At 64.7% G+C, this 19,150-nt stretch carries 16 protein-coding genes; 9 read left to right on the top strand and 7 right to left on the bottom strand.

Features of this window, described 5'->3' with window-relative positions; all coding sequences use genetic code 11:
- Positions 1-9: 9 nt before the first annotated feature.
- Together leuD and G606_RS0103115 are read left to right on the top strand one after the other, a co-directional pair.
- On the top strand, positions 10-690 hold the full coding sequence (leuD, locus tag G606_RS0103120; protein WP_026644733.1) for a 3-isopropylmalate dehydratase small subunit: 681 nt from the start codon (positions 10-12) through the stop codon (positions 688-690).
- A 106-nt stretch (positions 691-796) separates the two neighbouring features.
- The gene (locus tag G606_RS0103115) at positions 797-1,075 is read left to right on the top strand and encodes an Lrp/AsnC ligand binding domain-containing protein (protein ID WP_026644732.1); all 279 of its coding nucleotides are present in this window, start codon (positions 797-799) and stop codon (positions 1,073-1,075) included.
- A 9-nt stretch (positions 1,076-1,084) separates the two neighbouring features.
- Here the strand turns inward: G606_RS0103115 and G606_RS0103110 are convergent, their stop codons facing one another.
- Positions 1,085-2,431, bottom strand: a complete 1,347-nt coding sequence (locus tag G606_RS0103110) for an NAD(P)/FAD-dependent oxidoreductase (RefSeq protein WP_026644731.1) — start codon at positions 2,429-2,431, stop codon at positions 1,085-1,087.
- A gap of 367 nt (positions 2,432-2,798) precedes the next feature.
- On the opposite strand from G606_RS0103110, the gene murA reads away from it, so the two are divergent.
- The 3 genes from murA to G606_RS0103095 all read left to right on the top strand — a co-directional run bounded on the left by murA (position 2,799) and on the right by G606_RS0103095 (position 6,414).
- Complete coding sequence (gene murA, locus G606_RS0103105) at positions 2,799-4,124, top strand: UDP-N-acetylglucosamine 1-carboxyvinyltransferase (RefSeq protein WP_026644730.1); 1,326 nt, start codon at positions 2,799-2,801, stop codon at positions 4,122-4,124.
- A 146-nt stretch (positions 4,125-4,270) separates the two neighbouring features.
- Positions 4,271-5,278, top strand: coding sequence for a lysophospholipid acyltransferase family protein (locus G606_RS09715; RefSeq protein ID WP_081663967.1), 1,008 nt, complete (start codon positions 4,271-4,273; stop codon positions 5,276-5,278).
- 137 nt (positions 5,279-5,415) lie between these two features.
- Positions 5,416-6,414 (top strand): NAD(P)H-dependent glycerol-3-phosphate dehydrogenase, encoded by a 999-nt coding sequence (locus G606_RS0103095; protein ID WP_026644729.1) that lies wholly within the window; start codon positions 5,416-5,418, stop codon positions 6,412-6,414.
- Between the two features lie 106 nt (positions 6,415-6,520).
- Here the strand turns inward: G606_RS0103095 and G606_RS0103090 are convergent, their stop codons facing one another.
- The gene (locus G606_RS0103090) at positions 6,521-7,690 is read right to left on the bottom strand and encodes a D-alanine--D-alanine ligase family protein (RefSeq protein ID WP_051198457.1); all 1,170 of its coding nucleotides are present in this window, start codon (positions 7,688-7,690) and stop codon (positions 6,521-6,523) included.
- 330 nt (positions 7,691-8,020) lie between these two features.
- On the opposite strand from G606_RS0103090, the gene G606_RS0103085 reads away from it, so the two are divergent.
- The 3 genes from G606_RS0103085 (at position 8,021) to G606_RS0103075 (ending at position 10,952) form a co-directional block, all read left to right on the top strand.
- Complete coding sequence (locus tag G606_RS0103085) at positions 8,021-9,388, top strand: DUF4854 domain-containing protein (RefSeq protein WP_155802741.1); 1,368 nt, start codon at positions 8,021-8,023, stop codon at positions 9,386-9,388.
- A 155-nt stretch (positions 9,389-9,543) separates the two neighbouring features.
- The gene (locus G606_RS09710; protein ID WP_051198454.1) at positions 9,544-9,885 is read left to right on the top strand and encodes a DUF4190 domain-containing protein; all 342 of its coding nucleotides are present in this window, start codon (positions 9,544-9,546) and stop codon (positions 9,883-9,885) included.
- A gap of 8 nt (positions 9,886-9,893) precedes the next feature.
- Positions 9,894-10,952, top strand: coding sequence for a CPBP family intramembrane glutamic endopeptidase (locus G606_RS0103075; RefSeq protein WP_026644726.1), 1,059 nt, complete (start codon positions 9,894-9,896; stop codon positions 10,950-10,952).
- Positions 10,953-10,962: 10 nt separating this feature from the next.
- On the opposite strand, the gene G606_RS0103070 is transcribed toward G606_RS0103075, so the two are convergent.
- From G606_RS0103070 to G606_RS0103050, 5 genes are all read right to left on the bottom strand, one after another.
- Positions 10,963-11,763, bottom strand: a complete 801-nt coding sequence (locus tag G606_RS0103070) for a mechanosensitive ion channel family protein (protein ID WP_026644725.1) — start codon at positions 11,761-11,763, stop codon at positions 10,963-10,965.
- Positions 11,764-11,856: 93 nt separating this feature from the next.
- Positions 11,857-12,537, bottom strand: a complete 681-nt coding sequence (locus G606_RS09705; RefSeq protein ID WP_051198453.1) for a TetR/AcrR family transcriptional regulator — start codon at positions 12,535-12,537, stop codon at positions 11,857-11,859.
- Between the two features lie 303 nt (positions 12,538-12,840).
- Positions 12,841-14,034, bottom strand: a complete 1,194-nt coding sequence (locus G606_RS0103060; protein ID WP_026644724.1) for a DUF2974 domain-containing protein — start codon at positions 14,032-14,034, stop codon at positions 12,841-12,843.
- Between the two features lie 111 nt (positions 14,035-14,145).
- Positions 14,146-15,336 carry a pyridoxal phosphate-dependent aminotransferase gene (locus tag G606_RS0103055; RefSeq protein ID WP_026644723.1) on the bottom strand — a complete coding sequence of 397 codons (1,191 nt, stop codon included), beginning with the start codon at positions 15,334-15,336 and terminating at the stop codon, positions 14,146-14,148.
- Positions 15,337-15,417: 81 nt separating this feature from the next.
- The gene (locus G606_RS0103050) at positions 15,418-16,284 is read right to left on the bottom strand and encodes a putative ABC transporter permease (protein ID WP_026644722.1); all 867 of its coding nucleotides are present in this window, start codon (positions 16,282-16,284) and stop codon (positions 15,418-15,420) included.
- A 226-nt stretch (positions 16,285-16,510) separates the two neighbouring features.
- Between G606_RS0103050 and G606_RS0103045 the strand changes: the two genes are divergently transcribed.
- Complete coding sequence (locus tag G606_RS0103045; protein WP_026644721.1) at positions 16,511-19,147, top strand: tetratricopeptide repeat protein; 2,637 nt, start codon at positions 16,511-16,513, stop codon at positions 19,145-19,147.
- Positions 19,148-19,150 lie beyond the last annotated feature (3 nt).

Genomic DNA, 19,150 nt, shown 5'->3' with positions numbered 1-19,150 from the left:
GACGATTCGATGGAAAAACTCACGACCCTGACCGGAACCGGCGTCCCGCTGCGCCGTTCAAATGTCGACACGGACCAAATCATCCCAGCCGTCTTCCTCAAGCGCGTGACGCGCACCGGCTTCGACGACGCGCTGTTCTACGCGTGGCGCCGCGACCCCGAGTTCGTGCTCAATAAGCCGGAGTACGCCGACGGCCGCATCCTCGTGGCCGGTCCCGACTTCGGTATCGGCTCGTCGCGCGAGCATGCCGTCTGGGCGCTGCATGACTACGGGTTCCGCGTCGTCATCGCCTCGCGTTTCGCCGACATCTTCTACGGCAACACGGCGAAGAACGGCGTCCTCGCGGCGATCATGCCGCAGGAGAGCGTCGAACTGTTGTGGAAGCTGCTCGAGGAGGAGCCGGGCCGCCAGATGACCGTTGACCTCGAGAACCGCACCGTGAGCTGCGGCGACGTCGTGCTGCCCTTCGAAGTCAACGACTATGTGCGCTGGCGTCTGATGAACGGCTACGACGACATCGACCTGACGTTGCAGCACGAGGACGACATCGCCGCCTATGAGGCGATGCGCGCCGAGCGTTTCCCGTTCAAGCCGAAGACGATTCCGGCGCTGCGCGAGCCGGATCAGGCGATCGAATCGGCGCGCGAGCCGCAGGACGACGATTGGGCCGGCCCGATCGGCGCGCGCTGAGCAACCGCGGCCCCGCCGCCCGTACGTATCACCGTATAATGGGCAGCGGCGGGTGCGGTGATTCCCGTGCTCGCGAACGAAGTCGTCACAAGGTGAAGGAGCAGCCATGGCGGATGCGATTGTGTTGATCACGACGGACAGCGATATGGTCGGCGATGCCGCGGAACGCATCGTCGAAATCGACGGCGTGCGCGACGTCTACTCGGTCGCCGGAGACGTCGACCTTGTGGCCGTCGTCTCCGCGGACCGTTTTGAGGACCTCGCGCAGATCATTCCGCAGGGCATCGCGAAAGTGGACGGCGTCGCCGCCACGCAGACGCTGATGGCCTTCCGCACGTATTCGAAGGAGGACGAGGCGGCCGCCTTCGACCTCGGCGGCGACTGATCGCGCCGCTCAGGCGTCCTGCTCGGCGACGGCCTTCGCCGCCACGGCGCCGACATAGTAGACCGGCTGGTCGAAGTTCGGCTGGAACAGGAAATCGACGTTCGCGAGCATATCGATCGTGAACGTTGCCTGAATCGCCACCGACACGACGTTCGCGGCGCCGGAGACGTCGACCGACGAGCAGAACTGCGCGCCCTTGACGAGGCGCGTGTTCGGATCCCACGTCAGGATTGACGTGACGGGCGCCGTCGTCGTCATGAAGGCGGGACGGTAGTCCTCGACGAGTTCGGTCGAACGGATGTCCATGCCGCGGCGGTTCGCGCCGCCCTGCGTCAGGCCAGATGCGGCGAGCGACAGGTCGTAGAGCTGCACGGCGCTTGTCGCCTGCGTGCCCATGTATTTGCGCGTCGGCTTTTCGATGTTCTCGCCGACGAGCATGCCCTGGCGCACGGCGTTCGTCGCGAGCGGGATGTAGTCGTGCGCGTCGGTCGGGTTGAACAGCACGGTCGCGCTGTCTCCGGCCGCATACACGTACGGCACCGAGGCTTGCATGTATTCGTTCGTGACGATCGCGCCGTTGTCCATCGTGTCGACCTGCCCGCGCACGAGATCGGTATTCGGCACGAATCCGATCGCGAGCACGGCGAACTGTGCCGTGTGCTCGCCCTGATCAGTGACGACGGTGACCGTGTCGTCATCGTTGTCGCGGAAGGCGACGACCTTCTCGCCGAGCGCGAGCGTCACGCCGTGCTCACGGTAGCGTTCCTCGACCTGATCGGTGATCGTCTTGTCGAAGTTGTTGGCGAGCACACGGTCGGCGGCGTCGACGAGCGTCGTCTCGACGCCGATGTCGCTGAACTGTTCGGCGAGTTCCGCGCCGATGTAGCCGGCACCGACGACGATGACGGACTTCGCGTTGGTCGAACGTTCCTTGAGTTCGATCGCATTGTCCCAGTTCTTGCACAGCTGTACGCGCTTGGAATCGACGCCCGGAATCGACGGGACGACGGGGCGCGAGCCGGTCGTCACGACGAGCTTGTCGAAGGCCATCGCACGCGTGTCGCCGGTCTCCAGATCGCGGTATTCGAGCGTCTTCGCGGCGACATGCACGTCGGTGACGTCGGTGCGCATATGCATCGTCGCTCCGGCTTCCTCCAGTCGCGCGGGCGACGAGTAGAACATCTTCTTCGGGTCGGACACGTGGTCGCCGACCCACAGCGCGATGCCGCACGAGAGGAACGACACGGTGGCGTTGCGTTCGAAGACGTGCACATCCCAATCCGGATGCTTCTGCAGAATCGATGACGCGGCGAAGGTGCCCGCGTGCGTGCAGCCGATGATGGCGACAGTGGTCATAGGAATCTCCTTCGATGATCGTGACGGCGGCAGGCGACGCATCGACGCCCGGCCGTTTGGTGGTTCCGATGATATGCGCGCGGCGGCGGGGAGGGGTCGATTTTGCGCGCAACGCCAAGCGCGCGGCATATGCGGTGATTTCGCGTGCGCGGACACCTGTGCAGACGTGGACACGGCTGTGGCGACTTACATGCCTTATGGCACAATGAAAGGTCGATGGGTGACGGCGCAGCCGGCCGTGGAAATAAAAACGACGGCGTGCCGGTAGAGATACAGAGATACTGCAAATACACAGACGGAACGGACGTACTCGGGAAGCGCCGCATTGCGCCTCCCGTGGCAGCGACAAGACATGAAAGAGGTAGACGTGGCCGAACATACGGATGACGTGCTGCACGTCGTTGGCGGCAAACCACTCAACGGAACGATCAAGGTCCGCGGAGCCAAGAACTTCGTCAGCAAGGCGATGGTCGCCGCGCTGCTCGCACCGGGCACGAGCGTGCTCAAGAACGTGCCGGAGATCCGCGACGTGCACGTCGTCTCCGACCTGCTGCGCCTGCACGGCGTGAACGTCGACGTCGACGGTTCCGAAGGCGTCGTGACGATCGACGCGACGAACGTGCAGCTCGCCGATGTCGCCGATGTCGACACGCTCTCCGGATCGAGCCGCATCCCGATCCTGTTCTCCGGCCCGCTGCTGCACCGCCTCGGCGAAGCCTTCATCCCGGCGCTCGGCGGCTGCAACATTGGCGGACGCCCGATCGACTTCCATCTCGAGACGCTGCGCAAGCTCGGCGCCGACGTGGACAAGGAACACAAGGACGGCATCCACATCACGGCGCCGAACGGCCTGCACGGCGCGAAGATCCACCTGCCGTACCCGTCGGTCGGCGCGACCGAGCAGACACTGCTCGCCGCCGTGCTCGCGGACGGCAAGACCGAACTGTCCGGCGCCGCGACCGAACCGGAGATCATGGATCTCGTCGCTGTGCTGCAGAAGATGGGCGCGATCATCTCGGTGGACGTCGACCGCACGTTCCGCATCGAAGGCGTCAAGGAGCTCAAGGGCTACACGCACACGGCCCTGACCGACCGCATCGAGGCCGCCTCGTGGGCGTCGGCGGCGCTCGCGACGCACGGCGACATCTTCGTCAAGGGCGCCACGCAGCCGGAGATGATGACCTTCCTCAACGTCTTCCGCAAGATCGGCGGCGAGTTCGACATCACCGACCGCGGCATCCGTTTCTGGCATCCGGGCGGCGACCTCAAGCCGGTCGCGATCGAGACTGACGTGCATCCCGGTTTCATGACCGATTGGCAGCAGCCGCTCGTCGTCGCGCTCACGCAGGCCAACGGCCTGAGCATCGTGCATGAGACTGTCTACGAGAACCGTTTCGGCTTCACGAAGCCGCTCGTGCAGATGGGTGCGACGATTCAGCTGTACCGCGAATGCCTCGGCTCGCTGCCGTGCCGTTTCCAGCAGCGCAACTACAAGCATTCGGCCGTCATCTTCGGACCGACGCCGCTCGAGGGACGCGATATCGACGTGCCGGATCTGCGCGGCGGATTCAGCCATCTGATCGCGGCACTCACGGCGAAGGGCCCCTCCGACGTGCGCGGCATCAGCCTCATCGACCGCGGCTATGCTGACTTCCGCGGCAAGCTCAACGCGCTCGGCGCACAGATCGACTAATCGATTGAGCTGAAGCGCTTACGTACACTTTCTTTCCCTATGCCGGCCGGCTGGCCCTTCTCTCCAGCCGGCCGGTTCTTCATATCGACTTCTTCGTATCGACGTGCGGCGGGAACGAAGTACGGTTCTCGGGGCACAATGGGGGCATGGCATCCAAAGGCAAACCCTCCCCGCGCTCGGCGGTCGAGCCGCTGAGCAACAAGCAGGTCGCCAAGCTTGCGGCCGAATACGATCTCGTCGACCCGACCCGGCCGTTCCCGACCGGACGCATCCGGCCGAACCAGAAGGAAATCGACGAACTCAATCCGAAGATCACGCACCGCCTGCTCGAAGGCGCGGCGAAGGTGCTGCGCGCAAGCTGCAAGCTGCGCGCGTGGGGGCTTGACAACGTGCCGGTCGAAGGCGCCTACATCACGGCCGCCACGCATGTGACGCAGTTCGACGTCTTCGTGCCGATGGTCGCGATGTTCCAGATGGGGCGTCGTCCCCGCTACATGGCGAAGGCCGAGATGGGCAAGTGGCCGATCATCGGCAAATGGTTCCGCGCCGTCGGCATGCAGCCGGTGCCGCGCCGCAGCGGCAAGGCGAGGCAGATCGAGGAGGAGTCGGTCAAGATCCTCACCTCCGACCATGCGCTGACGATCTGGCCGGAGGGCACTGTCACGCGCGACCCGAAGAAATGGCCGATGAGCATGAAGAACGGCATCGGCTTCATCGCGCTCGAAGCCTCGCGCCGCGTCGGCCATCAGATCCCGCTGTACTGCGCGGTGACGTGGGGCGCCGCGAGCATCAACCATTGGTGGCCGTGGCCGCGCAAGAACGTCGTCATGTGCTATGACACGCGGCTCGACTACGCCGATCTGCTCGCCAACGCCGACCAATGGGGCGATGAGCCGCCGATCGAACTCGCCGACGAACTCGCGCGCCGTGTGCGCGTGCGCATGAAGGAGGTCATGGCGAATATCCGCGGCGTCAAGGCGCCGGACGGCTTTTATGATTACCGCATCATGAAGGAAGTGCCCGAGGTTGCCCCGTTCAGCGATCCGCATGTCGTCGACGCGCAGGCGCTAGGCAAGACGGCAGCTGAGTCCACGACCGTCGCAGAGATGACCGCAGCCGACAAGACCACGGACGCGGCGGCGAAGGCAGAATAACGCGCCAAGAGCGAAATCGAACATCGCGGCGCAACAACGGCGACAATAGAGAGCAGACGAATCCGCGGGGACGGGTCGAGGTCCGGCCCCGCCATCAGACAGATGCCGGCGCGCATGCGCGGCGGAAGGAGCACGATATGGCGAACATCACGGTTCTGGGAGCAGGCGCTTGGGGAACGGCCTTCGGACAGGTCCTCGCGGACGCGGGCAACAACGTGACGATGTGGGCGATCGAGCCGGAGATCGTCAAGGCGATCCAGACCGAGCACCGCAATCCGGTGCGGCTGCCGAGCGTCGAGAAGCTGCCGGACAACATGACGGCGACCGGCGACCGTGCCGAAGCAGTCGCGCACGCTGACGTCGTCGTCGTCGCGATCGCCGCGCAGGTCGCACGCAAGGCGCTTGAGGAGTTCAACGGCCTGCTGCCGGACGAGGCGCTCGTCGTCTCGCTGATGAAGGGCATCGAAAAGGACACCGGCAAGCGCATGGACCAGGTCGTTGAAGAGGCACTCGACCTGCAGACGAACCGATTCCTCGCCGTCTCCGGACCGAACCTGAGCAAGCAGGTCGCCGCGCGCGAACCGGCCGCAACTGTCGTCGGCTGCACCGACATCGACAACGCGCGCGCCTTCGCGAAGATGTGCACGACCGACTACTTCAAGGCCTTCATCACCTCGGACGTCATCGGCCTCGAACTGTGCGGATCGCTCAAGAACGTCGTCGCGCTCGCCGTCGGCATGTCGCACGGCGCCGGCTACGGCGAGAACACGGCCGCGATGATCGAGACGCGCGGCCTGACGGAAATCAAGGAAGTTGGCACCGAGGCGGGCGCGCTGCCGGAGACCTTCTACGGCCTCGCCGGCGTCGGCGACCTCATCGCGACGTGCGGCTCGCCGCTGTCGCGCAACTACACCTTCGGCTACAACCTCGGCAAGGGCATGAGCGTCGAGGAGGCGACGAAGGCGAGCAACGGCGTCGCTGAAGGCGTTGCGACCGCGTCCGCCGTCGTCGCGCTCGGCGAGAAGTACCATGTGGACACGCCGCTCGCGAAGGCCGTGACGCGCGTGCTCGACGATGGCATCTCCTTCGACCAGATGATCGCCGAGATGTTCCCGAAGGACATCACCGTCGAATGATCGATCGTCGATAATCAATAATCAATCGACTGCAAACGTAAGGGGTCGTGTACAGCTGCTGTGCACGACCCCTTACTGTTTTGTTCGCGATCTGTTGTCGCCGCCGTCAGCGGCTCAGCGCGCCTTCGATGAGCAATGTGACCATGTCCGGGAACGGGATGCCGGTGGCCTCCCACGCCTTCGGGAACAGCGAAATCGACGTGCAGCCGGGGAAGGTGTTGATTTCGTTGACGAGGACGTCGCCTTCGGCCGTCACGAAGGTGTCAACACGGCTCAGGCCGGTGCCGTCGACGGCGTTGAACGCGCGCACGGCGGTCGCGCGGACACGTTCGATCAGTTCATCGGACAGCTGCGGCGGGATCTCGGTGTGGCTCGCCTGCGCGTCCATGTATTTGCTATCGAAATCATAGAACTGATCGTCGCCGTCCTCGCGCTTGTCGAGCACGACCTCGCCGGGCAGGCTCGCGCGCGCCGAATCGGTCGGCTTTGGACGGATGACGCCGCATTCGATTTCGCGCGCGTCGATGCCTTGTTCGATGAGCACACGCCAGTCATGCAGACTCGCCTCGTAGACGGCGGCGGCGAGCGCCTCCGGATCGTTGACGCGTTCGACCTTCGTGACGCCGAAGCTCGAGCCGGCGCGCGACGGCTTGACGAACAGCGGCCAGGCGAGTCCGGCCTCGTCGACGAGTCCGAGGAAGGCCTCGCCGTCGGCGGCGAAATGGTGGGAGGCGTCGAAACGCCGCGTGTCGATCGTGATGCCGGGGGCGACCGGAATGCCGGCGGCGCCCAGCAGCACCTTCGTGTAATGCTTGTCCATGCACGCCGCCGACGCGAGCACGCCGCAGCCGACATAGGGCACGCCCATCATCTCAAAAAGGCCCTGGATTGTGCCGTCCTCGCCGTACGGTCCGTGCAGCGCCGGGATGACGACGTCGATGTGGCCGAGCGAGGAGAGCGTGCCGTCGGCGTTGCGCGCCAGGAAGCCGTCGGAGCCGCGGCCGATGTCGAGGACGACGTCGCGCGAGCCGTCGACGCGTTCGACCTGCGGCAGGCCGTGAGCGAGATCCCAGTCGAGCGGATCGGCACCGTCGGTGATCCACGCGCCGTCCTTCGTGATGCCGATGAGGACGGGCTCGAACTTCGCCGGGTCGAGCGCGCGCAGGAACGTGGCGGCCGTGATGCAGGAGATCGAATGCTCGTCCGCCTTGCCGCCGTATATGACGGCGACATGGATGCGGTCGGTGGTTGCTTGCTGGGAGGTCGGTTCGGACATGGTCACCTCTGTGCTGGAACGTCTGGTTCTACGACGTCTTCAGCCTACTCGCAAGGCGGTAACTGACGGCCGGCGCCCGCTTGGCGCACGGCGATGTCGGGACGCTGACATCTCACGTCGGTATCTCATAGGTCAGAACGCGCGCCTGCGTCGGACGGAGCTTCGATACACTGTTGCTATTCGCGCGCGTTAGCGGGACATGCTCGTTGCGGCCATTGCCGGACGCCGCCGAACCACGACGTCGACGATGCCTCGGGCATCGCGACGGGACGGTCATGCCATGCCATGTGCGTCGGCCGTCCGTCCGACCACAGCAAGGGAGACACCACGATGAGCAACCCCAATGCGCCGTACGATCCGACCTCGCAGCCGCAGGGCGGTCAGGGCTATCCGCAGACCCCCAGCTACCCGAATTACGAGGACACGCGCACGGCCGGCCAGGAGCCGACGCAGGCCTACGGCGCGCCGACACAGGCCTACAGTGAGCCGACGCAGGCCTACGGCGCGCCGGCGACCGAGCCGATGAACTACGGCAGCTACGACGAGACGCAGGCCTACACGCCGTCCGCGCAGCCGAACCAGTCGCCGCAAATGGATCAGTCACAGTCGATGAATCCAGCGCCGCAGCTGAGCCAGACGTCGCAGCTGAATCAGACGCAGCCGATGCAGAACTATCAGGAGCCCTTCGCCTCGCCGTATGAAAGCCAGCAGCCGCGGTCGACTGAATTCGACGGCGCCGCGCAGTCGCAGCCGACGCAGGCCTTCAACTATGCGCCGATGCCGCCGATGAACCAGCCTCCGGTGAGTCAGCAGCCGCAGCCGCCGTATGGTACCCCGGCCCCGCAGGGCAGCAACTACGCTGAGGGTAACAACTATCAGCCTGGTAACAACTATCAATCCGGCAACGGCTATGTGCCGCAGTCCGGCTACGGCTACGAGCAGCAGCCGGCCGCCTCCTATGGCGGCCCCGGTCAGGTGCCGCCGCAGATCCCGCCGGACGGCAACGCGCCATTCAACGGCCAGCAGCCGCCGAAGAACAGCAAGACGCCGATCATCATCGCGAGCGTCGTCGCCGCCGTGCTGCTCATCGTCTGCGTCGTCTTCGCCGTCATCGCGCTCAACAAGCACGACGACAACAAGCCGAACGAGAGCCCGTCCTCGTCGCACAGCCAGACGTCGTCGCCGAAGTCGAGCGACGACCCCTTCGACGATCCGAGTGATGATCCCTTCGATGAGCCGAGCGAGGACCCGAGCGACGAGCCGCTCGGCGGCGGCAGCCTTGGCAGCGACGCGCTCGAGCAGGCGCTGCGCGACGGCAAGACGCTTGAGCAGGCCTTCAGCAACCCGGAGGTCAAGAAGCAGCTCGAGCAGGCGATCGAGGAATCCTCCGGCGATACCGAAGGCATGGAGATGGACGTGTCCGCGAAGGGCAACACGCTCATCTACGCGATCCGCTTCACTGATTCGACCTACGACGGCTACAGCAGCATCTACTCGTCGATGCTCGACGGCATCATGTGCTCGCCGATGAGTGAATTCGCGAAGCAGATGGAGGACGACTACAACCTCAAGGACGCGAAGGTTCAGTTCATCCTGCAGGACTCGAAGGGCAAGACGATCCTCGACGAGACCTACGATGCGCAGTCCGAATGCGATGTGACGAGCGACGACTACGATTCGCTGCTCAACAACGACTGACGGCGTCTGATACACGCTGTCGATCAGCCGCCGATCAGTCATTGATCAGTGAGAACGCCGCGTGCACCACGCGGCGTTCTCGTCTAAGGTAGAAACGATGCGTGGCGCCGCCGGGCGCCGAGGAGACGCGCACCTGCGCGGGAAACGAGGGAACGATGAGCCAGAACGATCCGATGATGAACAATCCGTACATGGGCGGCGGTGCGCCGACGCCGCAGTACACGCCCTACCAGCAGCCGCAGTATTATCCGGCGCCGTCGTCGAAATGGAACGCCATGTCGATCGCCGGCTTCGTCTGCTCATTCTTTTTCTCACTCATCGGCCTCGTGCTGAGCATCATCGGCTATTCGCAGACGAAGAAGACCGGCGAACGCGGCGGCGACTTCGCAATCGCTGGCATCATTATCTCGGCCGTCTCGATCGCGCTGAGCGTCCTGGCGTGCATCCTCGTCTTCGTGCTCTTCGGCACCGTCTTCACGGCTGCCGTCCTGCAGTGAGGCAGCCGATGAGCGTTCCGACGACTCCGCCGCAACCGCAGCCATCACAGCAACTGCCGCCGCAGCCGCCGATGTACTATGCGCTCGGGCCGCAGATGCCGCAGCCGCAGATGGACGAGCGCATCGCGAAGGCGCGCCGTGGCGCATCCTGTGTCGGTGCCGGCTTCACGTTCATCATCGTCATCTGGTGCGCGATCACATTGCTGCTGCAGTCGGCCTTCATGTGGCTGCGCAGCAGCATGGCCGGATGGATGGCGATCACGATCTCCGATTTCGCGCTGTGCGTGTGCGCGATCCCGATCGGCTACCAGCTGCTGCGCGGCGTGCCGCTGCTGCCAACGCGCCGTTTCGTTCTGCGCCCATCGCAGTGGTTCGTCTATCTGCTGATGTGCCTGCCGATCATCTGGGTCGGCAACCTGCTCGGCTCGGGCCTGTCCGCACTGCTGTCGTCGGGACGGGCCGACAACCGCGTCACGGAGATGATGACCGGATCGAACTGGTTCGTTATGGCCATCGCGACCGTCGTCGTCGCGCCGCTCGTCGAGGAATGGCTGTTCCGCAAGCAGATCATCGGACGCCTGCGCCGCTACGGCGAAAAGCCGGCGATCGTATTGTCCGCGCTGTTCTTCGGCCTGTTCCACCTCAACCTCTACCAGTTCTTCTACGCTTTTGGCCTGGGACTGCTGTTCGGCTACGTCTACACGCGCACGAGTCGGCTGCGCTACAGCGTCGCGCTGCACATGGTCATCAACGCGAACAGCGCGCTCATCGGCACGACGATGCTCGGCCGCTACGAGCAGATCATCGCGAAACCCGACCTGCTGAGCCATCCGCAGACCGGCGACGTGCTGTTTATCGTCGCGATGGCGTTCTACCTCGTGCTGATGCTCGCCGGCATCATCGCCGGCTTCGTGCTGCTCATCCGCAGAAGGCGGCGCTTGCGCTGGTACGAGGCGCCTGACGAACTGCCGCGCGGCGCCGCGATGCCGACCTTCTTCGGCAACGCCGGTGTCATCGTCTTCCTCGTCCTCGGCGTCATCGGCACGTTCGCGATGACGCTGCTGTAGCCGCGCACGATCAGTGGGAGGCGGCGTCCTTCGCGGCGACCGAGCCGGAGGCGGCGAAATCGGTGAACATCGACGACGCGCTCACGGCGCGCGTGATCGCGTCGGTCACCGCCGACAATGCGACGCCCGGCCGCGCATAGGCAATGATGTTGCCGGTTGTGCCCGCCGGCGAGAAGCCGGTGAAACGGATGAGCGGCTGGGGAGTCTCGCAGATCAGGTCGTGCGCCGATTCGTCGATTTTGCCGAGCAGCTCGTCCGTCAGCGCGTCCATGTCGACGCCCGGTTTCGCCGTGAACGGAATCGCCACCTGCGACTCGTTCGCCGGCAGATATTTCTCCAACGCCGTCGTGTTGAGCACCGAATTCGGAATCATCAACGTGTTGCCGTTGCGCTCGCGTACGACGGTCTGCCTCCACGTGACGTCGGTGACGGTGCCGGTCACGCCGGAGATCGAGACGACGTCGCCCGGCTGCAGCACATGCGAGAACATCAGTTGGAAACCGCCGATCGTGTTCGCGATCGAATCCTTGAGGCCGAGCGAGATCGCGAAGCCGCCGATGCCGAGCGCTGTGAACAACGTGACCGGGTTGACGCCGAAGACCGGCTTGAGCACGATCGTGACGGCGAGCGTCCAGATGAGGATGCGCGAGAGGTTGATGAAGATTGACGCATTCGGGATCTGCGAACGCCGCAATACCTTGTCGAGCACGCGCGATGTGATGCGCGCCGCAATCATCGCGGCGACGGTCACGATGACGACGAGGATGATTTTGCCGCTGTTCACGCGCAGCCAGTCCCACACGATGTCCATGACGCTCCCGGAAGAATCGGTTCGATGGCCGCCGGTCGGCGGCCATCGCCATCATAGCGGCCATGTGGGAATCATGGCATTGCGGCAATCAGGTCAGCGGTAGCGGTCGCCGGGCGTGATGAAGCTCGGCACATGGTTGTGGACGCGGTTGTAGCCGAGCGCCATGCGACGCCAATAGGACGTCGGATCCTCGTCGGCCATCGTCAGGAACAGACCCATCGCGAGAATTGCGACGTCGCTGTCAAGCAGGTCGTCGACGGTGATGCGGTTGCGCATCTGCGGCCAGTTGTACAGCGAGGAGACGATGCCGCCGACACAGAAATCGACGAGCACCTTCGTCTTCGGCTCGATCGAGACGGTGTCGGAGCCGACGAGCGTCAGTAGCGTCATGCGCAGGAAGTCGCACAGCGATTCGACAAGTTCGTTCGTCGTGTGCGGGCCGACGAGCAGCGCGAGACGGTTGAGATGCTGCAACTGTTCGGGATCGTTGAGCAGACGAACGCAGAAGTGACGCCATTCGACGTTCGGGTCGCCGGCCGGATGCGCGTAGAACGGCATCGGCAGGCGCTCGACCTCATGCAGGATCGCCGAATCGGCGAGCTCAGGCAGTCCGGAGTAGTGGTAGTAGAAGGAGTTGCGGTTCACCTGCGCCGCATGCACGACGTCGGTCACCGTGATGCGGTCATAGTCATGCTCCTCGAGCAGCGTCCAGAACGCATTCTCGAGCCGCTCCTTGGCAGGGAGAATCTCTGAATCACGACGAGGCCTAGACATGCGTTCCGCTCCTTCAGATCGCTTCGATCATTGACGTCGGCCCATGTGCCGGATGCCTTTCGGATCATGCGCCGTATACGAGACGGGGTGGGATGCGGCCCCGCGTTTCCGTTGTGCTGCTCCTAAGTCTATAGGCAGATGATTGCTCAATGGCTGTGGCATGGCTGCTGGCGAAACGTCCGGGCTCTGGGCATCGCGCTGTTCGACCGTCGTGAGGGGGACCGTCATTTTGCGCTGTGGGCCATACCACAGGCCGACATGGGACGTTTCGACGACCGGACGGCAGGATTGGACAGCGGTGAATCAGTGGTGGAACGTGGCCGTCGCGAGCATCCACAGCGCCTGATTGATGTATTTGCGTTCCTCGCTCGTCAGTCCCACATATTGCCCGAGCATGCTCGGAATGACGCGCGGGCCGGCCTTCATCAGCTCGGTCGTGCTCTTGTAGCCGCTTGACGTCAGCACGCGGAACAGCGCCTCGACGCCATGCTCGCGCTGCCGCTGCGTCATGCCGGCGAGCCAGTCGTTGAGCGCATCGTTGAAGATTTTCGAACTGTCCGACAGGCCTTCCGGCGCAATCTCGAACTCGTCGCCGTGCATCTGCCAGCTGTAGCATGAATGCTGACCGAGGCCGTCGGCGTCCGACTTGACGACGACGAGCTTCTCATGCGGCGATTCATTGAGCAGCATGCCGATAATCGACGAATCGGGCACGACCTTCGTGATGCGGTCGACGACGGTGCCGTATTCGTAACTGTGTACGACGTCCGGCGGGAAACCGGGGCCGTCGAAGGAGTAGATGTGGCGGATGCGGTCCTTGACGTCGTCATGCGCGTTCATCGCCGCGTAGACGGAGACGTTGCCGCCCTTCGAATGCCCGGTGAGGATGATGTCGCCGTCCCACAGCGCGGCCACCTTCTCGAGATAGTCGGCCGCCTGCTTCTGCGCCGGCACCGGATACTGGAAGGCCATGTTGAAATCCTCCTTCCAGCCGACGAGCGAATCGTCGGTGCCGCGGAAGGCGATGACGAGCTCGCCGGTTGGCAGCCGGAAGGTCAGCGCGGCGAACTGCGTCTGCTCGGCCTCGTCGAAGCGTTCCTCGGCCGCCGAGACATGCACGACCGAAAACCGCGGATTCGCGGCGATCGAACGGTAGAACGCATGCGACTCATGCGGATCGCCGAAGCCGGAATGCCTCGCGATGTACGGATGGGTCGTCTCATATTCGCCGAGCTCATGCTCGATGCGGCGCAGCGCCGGGCCGTCGAAGGGCGCGCGGACAAGCGCACGCAGCGAATGGGAGAGCCGTCGCCAATCGAAGGAGCACACACGCCTGCCGAAACTGCCGTAACGCTCCTCGAGCGCCGCAAGTGTCGGCACATCGGAGGGGATCTTGTCGTAGCTCAGCAGCGCGAACACGAGCGCATCGGCCATATGAAACGGCCACTGGGAGAAATCACGGGTCTCCGTATGCGCATAGTCGAGAATGTTACCCATGCCGGCCTTCCCGGAACGTGCCGCTGCGGCCGTCCCCGCAGCCTATTGTACGGGCGGACGGCCGCGAGCGGGCGGGCGATTGCGGCGGGCGGAAGTCGGACGCCGCAGACTTCAGCCGCCGTAGACTTCGGAGACGAACTCGCGCAGCCTCGCGACGCCGCGGCGCACCTGATCGGTCTCCAGACAGTAGGAGATACGCAGATAGCCGGGCATGCCGAAGGAATCGGAAGGCACCATGAACAGGTCGTAGTCCATCGCCTTGCGCGCGAACTCGTTCGCATCCTCCTCAAGCGCCTTCGGGAAGATGTAGAAGGTGCCGCCGGGGCGCGCCACCGTAAAGCCGAGATCGACGAGCGCGTCATAGATGATGTTCATGTTCGTCTCGTAGATCGACAGGTCGCTCGTGTCGCCGAGCACGCGCGCGACGGCGAGCTGAATCGACGACGACGGGCAGTTGTGTCCGATCGTGCGGCTGATCTGCGCGAACATCGGCACAAGCAGATCGGCGTCCGTCGCGCGCGGATTGACGGCGACGTAGCCAATGCGCTCACCCGGCAGCGACAGCGACTTCGAGAACGAATAGCAGGTGAGCGTGTTGTCGTAGAAGCGCGCCGGATACGGCTGCTCGGCGCCGTCGAAGACGATCTCGCGGTACGGCTCGTCGGAGATCAGGAAGATGTCATGGCCGAACTCGCGCTGCTTGGCGCGCAGCATGTCGGCGAGCGTCTCGAGCGTCTCGGCCGAATAGACGGTGCCCGACGGATTGTTCGGCGTGTTGATGAGCACGGCCGCGACCTTCGGGTTGAGCGCACGCTCGAAGGCGTCGAAATCGATCTGGAAACGCTCGGTGTCCGGCGGCACGACGGTCAGCTTCGCGCCGGTGCCCTCGACGTACGGGAGGTATTCGGGGAAGAACGGCGCGAAGGTGACGATTTCGTCGCCCGGCTTCGTCACCGCGCGGAACGCGTGCGCGAGCGCGCCGGTCGCGCCGGCCGTCGGGAACAGGTGCGCGGCCTCGTAGTCCATGCCGAAGCGGCGGTTGAGCGAATCGGCCATCGCCTGACGCACCGACAGGATGCCCATCGACGGGCTGTAGCCGTGCAGCACATGCGGTGGCTCGGTCGAGTAAAGGTCAAGCATCGCGTCGGTGAACTGCGACGGGCACGGTACGTTCGGGTTGCCAATCGAGAAATCGAAGACATGGTCCGCGCCGATTTCGCGTTTGCGCGCGCTCGCGCGTTCACTGATCGAACGGATGACGGATTTCTCGTTGAGCATGTCCTTGTAACGGTCGTTGATCATGGCAGCCTTTCGGATCGGGTGGACGGGAATGAGGCCAGCGTACGCCGAAACCATGTCGCGCACGTTGCGCCGGCGCAGCGCTCAGCGCGACGCGCGATCCGCACGGTACTTCGCGAACTGCGCGCGCACCTCCTTGAGCAGATGCGGGTCGTGCACGGTCCGCATCTGCGGGTACGCGTCGATGAGGCGGCGCTGCTGCAGGCTGAACAGATCGTGCACGCGCGTCGAGAGCTGGTCGCTCGTGTCGTGCACGCGTTCGCCGGCGTCGCGCACCTTCGTCACGGCGCGCGTGCCGAGGCCGTCGGTGACCTCGTTGAGGCGTGCGCCGGCCGCTTCGATATGGTCGTCGGCGGCGGTGATGCCGGCGTCGATATGCGTGATTCCGCGCTGCTTGACGGCCTTGATGTCCGATTCGACGCGCGCGAGGCGGCCGTTCATGCTGATCAGGCTGCCGAAGGTGATGACGGCGTCGACGAGCGTGATGACGAGCAGCGTCGTCGATACGGCGATCAGTGTCGTCGGCGGGATTGCGTCGCACAATTCGGCGACGTGCGGCTGCGCCCACAGTTTGATGACGGTGCAGCCGAGGCCGAAGAAGATGAAGCCGTTGAGGTAGACACGGCCGTTGATGTTGAACGGCTTGTTCGAATAGTCCCACAGCCGCATATGGAACAACTTCTCGATGCCCCACGAAGTCAGGTATTCAAGGGTGCAGGCGAGGACGCCGCTGCTGAGGAAGACGGCGAGGAACGTGTGCTCGCCGGGCAGCGCGTAGATGGCGAGCAGCGCGCCGAAGCCATAGATCGGGCACAGCGGGCCGTTGAGGATGCCACGGTCGACGAAACGCCGCTTCATGACGATGTTGAGGCAGGTCTCCCACAGCCAGCCGATGAAACTGTACAGCAGAAACCACAGGAAGATCTTGTCGAAGGCGAGGAGGACGTTCATGGACACCACGGTACCGCATCGGCGGGTTCTCACGTGTTGGGACGGCGGTGAAGGCGCGCCGCGACTGCGCTACACTGTCAAAACCATGGAAAGGCGCGCCACAGTGGTGGCGTAGGCGCATACGGGCGATGGGGTCCTGCAGCAGGCCGCGTCCGGCGATGGACGGTGGCGGCGCGAATATGCGAAAACGACGACGGTAGGATACGGCCGCCGGAAAGGAGCACACGTGTTTGGATTCGGCAGGAAGAAGGACAAGGCACAAGGCGACACCGAAGCCACGGCGCAGCCTACACAATCAGCGCAGCAGCCGGGCATCGGCGCCGCAGTACCGCCGCCCGCGCCGGCGAACGGCCACACGAACGGCCCTGTGCGGCTCATCGACCCGGTTCCCGGACAGCCGCAGGCGATGCGCATCGGCATCGTGCAGGAGCTTGAACAGCCCGAAGACGGCCAGGGATACATCGTCGAACTCACGCCGTCCGGACAGATGAACATCCTCGCATGGATCGGCCACGACGACGCCGTGCACCCGACCTCCACCGTGCTTGCCGAGGACCCGGGCACGGCGGACGTCGAACTCAAACTGGACGCGTGGAACGAAGGCAACGACCGCATCGGCGGCATCTTCGTCTGGGACGTCGAACACGGTTTCAAGGCCGACGATCCCGACCTGCCGATCTGCATCGGCGAATACACGGTCGACCGGGACGGCGGCGTATACATCGCCGACTGCTCCCTCGACGTCGGCACCTACGGGTCCGCGTCGCATTCGCGCGCCGCGGCGATCGCCGCATGCTGGCATGTCGCATGCCGCCTGCCGAAGCTGCTCGGCGAACGGCTCACGACAAGCTCGGGCCGTTTCGTCGACCTGTTCGAACAGATCGAGAAGATGCCGCTGCCCGACGCGATCGACATGATCATTCACCGCGGCACGTCGAACACCGCGCGCGTCACGCCGATCGAACGCGCGCTCGCACGCCAGCTCGTCGAAATCGGCGCGCCGCAGATCCGCGCGATCGCCGCGAACACCGACCTCAGCATGCACCGCATCGACTCGACAGGGCAGTTCTGGATCAAATTCGACGCCGACGCCGTGCAAGGCCTGCAGCGCGACCTCGTCATCGCCGTCGAAGGTTCGTTCAACCGTCTCATCGACGCGCGCAACGCCGCCGCCCACCGTGACAACGACGTCGCGTTGCTCTCGACGCTCGACGACCGCACGGCCGGCTTCGTGTTCCGCGCCGCCCTCGCCCACTGGAACGAGCATGCGCGTTTCGTGCGCGGCGAAATCGACGCGCGCAACCCCTACATGGAGCTCTACGACGCGTGCGCCAAGCGCGGCGGCGCATGGGAGTCGCTGACGCGCTTCGGCAACGTCGCCGAACAGCTGCGGCTGCCGCTGCGCCTCGAATACGGCGTCGACGTCGACAACGCGTCCGGCACGATGGCGATTGCGTGCAATGCGCCGACGGCGATGGGCTTCCCGGCCTCACGCGTCGATGACGACGGCGTCTGGCAGGACATCCGAGACACGCGCGGCGCGCAGGCCTCCGTCTACGCGCTGCGACTCGTCGGCCTGCTCGCCTACGTCGGCTTCTCGTCGAGCACGGCGACGACGTCGGTGACGATTACGGCGCGCGCCGGCACGCTCACTGGCACGCCGGTGCTGTCGATGCGCTTCGAACGCATGGCCTTCTACGGTGGCGTGCTGCCGTACTACCTCGGCGGCGACATCGACGACGACGTGTTCGACTTCGACCCGAACGCGCTGCTGCGGCTGCTCGCGCCGGCCGAATGCGTCGTCGACTTTGGCGACGACCTTGGCCTTAAGGGCGTCACGCCGCTGCCACTGCCGCCGGCGATCGTCGCGCACCGCGTGCCGCTGTGGAAGGACATGCGCGAACTGCCCGCCGACCTCGCCGACCGTCTGCGTGCCGATCGCGCATGTGAACTCGACGTGCTGCACGACGACGCGCCGATCTCGCTCGCCGACGTCGAGAAGATCATCAAGGACAACGAGGAGTCGCCGGTGTCCGCCGCGATCGAACTCGAATCGGTCGTCATGGAACTGACGAAGCCGCTGCCGCAGGAGACGGCGACGTTCCGGCCGCTGTACTGCAACAACCAGGGCGAACGCGAACTCGTCGCGCTCGCCGACGACGACGATCCGCAGACGCACGTGGACGGCCAGCCGAGCGTCGACCCGTCGACGATCAGGTATTTCAAGGTGCCGGACGCACTGTTCCGCGCGCTGATGGAACTCGCGCGCATCAGCGTCGCCAACGGGCAGTACGACAAGGCGCGCGAATTGTTTGCGCGCATCCACCACATCGGCAAACTGTCGATTCCATCGTACGTGCACGAATCGGCGATGTATGTGGAGGTCGAGGAACCCGATTGGGCCAAGGACGCCGACGTGCTGACGAAGGCGCTGCCGCGCGCCGTCGAAGCCTCCGACGTCGCCATGCTCTACTACCGACTCGCCTATGCGATGCGCAACCTCGGCAAGACCGAGCTGTCCGCCGCCTGCTACGCAATGACGTTGATGCAGCCGGTGCCATGGCTGCGCGGAACGGCGATCGAGGAGCTCACCGAGTTACTCGGCGGCGATCTCTCCCGCGCGCCGGAGCTTGACGACGCCAAGCAGCTGCTGCGTGCGAACGGCATTCCGGTCGTGCCGTCGCACGGCCTGATGCATCTGCTCGCGCGCAACACGATCGACCTCGTGGACGCCGGCTTCCCGAAAGCCGCCGGCGTCGGCGCGCATCTGCTCGCGGCCGCCGAACGTGACGACACACTCAACTGGCTCGGCGGCACGTTGCGCTACGGCACCTCGAGCGAGGACGAACTCGAGGAAGTGTGACGT

This window comes from Bifidobacterium sp. AGR2158, from assembly GCF_000424225.1.
GTDB lineage: Bacteria > Actinomycetota > Actinomycetes > Actinomycetales > Bifidobacteriaceae > Bifidobacterium > Bifidobacterium anseris.
The sequence above is the reverse complement of the archived record's forward strand: the minus strand, read 5'-3'. Positions and strand labels throughout refer to the sequence as shown.